This window comes from Lyngbya aestuarii BL J (assembly GCF_000478195.2).
Classification (GTDB): domain Bacteria; phylum Cyanobacteriota; class Cyanobacteriia; order Cyanobacteriales; family Microcoleaceae; genus Capilliphycus; species Capilliphycus aestuarii.
Genome location: NZ_AUZM01000210.1, coordinates 1 through 1,364 on the forward strand (window position 1 = coordinate 1; position 1,364 = coordinate 1,364).

At 35.1% G+C, this 1,364-nt stretch carries 2 protein-coding genes; both read right to left on the reverse strand.

Annotated elements, in window-relative coordinates:
• On the reverse strand, positions 1-313 hold a 313-nt coding region (locus M595_RS27565), incomplete at its 3' end, for a glutathione S-transferase family protein (protein ID WP_023069858.1).
• Between the two features lie 108 nt (positions 314-421).
• Positions 422-880, reverse strand: a complete 459-nt coding sequence (locus tag M595_RS27570; protein WP_238987102.1) for a response regulator — start codon at positions 878-880, stop codon at positions 422-424.
• Between the last annotated feature and the right edge of the window lie 484 nt (positions 881-1,364).

Here is a 1,364-nt window from a genome sequence, read left to right on the forward strand (position 1 = left end):
AAATACCATTGGCGAGAGTTGAGTTGGCAAACAACACCCATTGATAAATTTCACCTCGTTTTTCGGGGGAGTCTGGCATTTTCCCATATTTATCTGCTAAATAGAGCAGAATTCCTCCCGATTCCCACAATTTAACGTCTCCATCGACAATGGCGGGAACTTTCCCAATTGGGTTAATTGCCAAATAGTCGGGTTCGAGATGAGCGCCTGCTTTCATATCCAGCAAGACAAACTCGTAGGGTATACCGATTTCTTCTAAATACCACTGAACAATTGATGCACGGCTAAAGGCACCACCGTAGAGTTTGAGCATCAGTTCGACTCCTATAGTTTACTTGTTTCAGTGTGAACGGATATTCACATTTTACACTTTGTTACCCTAAAAACTTACAATCACTGAAGATTTAGAGAAAGTTTAAGCTTAATATCCACAAAGTCGATTAATCGTTTGGATCAAATCATCATAATCAGTAATTGGCTTGAGATAAAATTCATCAGCGTGAGAAATTTCAAGTAGAGATTGACGCTCACTTTCCAAAGCATAAGCTGTGATTAAAATAATCGGAATCTCAGCAGTTTGTGAGTTTGTTTTCAGCAGACAAGAAATATCGACACCACTGACATCTTTATCCTCCCAATGGGCTTCGGGTAGATTTACATCCATAATCACTAAATCGACTTCTCCTCCTTGGCAAAGCTGAACAATCTCGTTGAGTTTGTCTGTCACGAGAACTTGATAACCACTTAGGCGCTCAATGAGCTTTGCCATACCTTTAGCTAATAAGTAATCATCTTCTACAATTAGGATTCTTAAATTGTCTTTTTTTAAAATCACAATGATACTAGACTGAGTATAATCAACCAAGAGCAAAAATGTCAATTTAATAGAACTCTTTATGATCTCAGTTGCCAAGTTAGTGAGTTGATCACTTCTTTTATAATCAAATTAGAATTAGTAACTTAAAAATCATCAAAATTAATAATTTTAGTAATCCAATAAAAAAGGGAATAAGATAGCATTTTATTCAAACTTATTTTTACAGATAAAGACTTATGTAATATACCATAAGCAGAATACTAAGTCAAGACTTATCAGAGAGTTTAGAATATAGGATTGAAAAAAGACTTTAGCTTTTTACCCTTTTATATTGACAATCATAATTACTCTAGGAGAGGTTAAATTTATAACTTTTAACTTCAATCGCTTTATTGAGTTGACAGTCTTCTCAATAAATTTTTTTGCTGTTAATATCCGACTTGCTTTCTGGTATTAGGATCGAAAATAACCGCATAATTTAGATCAAGGGTAATCGAGATGCGATCGCCAGGTTTTAAACTGATTTGTACAGATCGGAAGAGCGTCG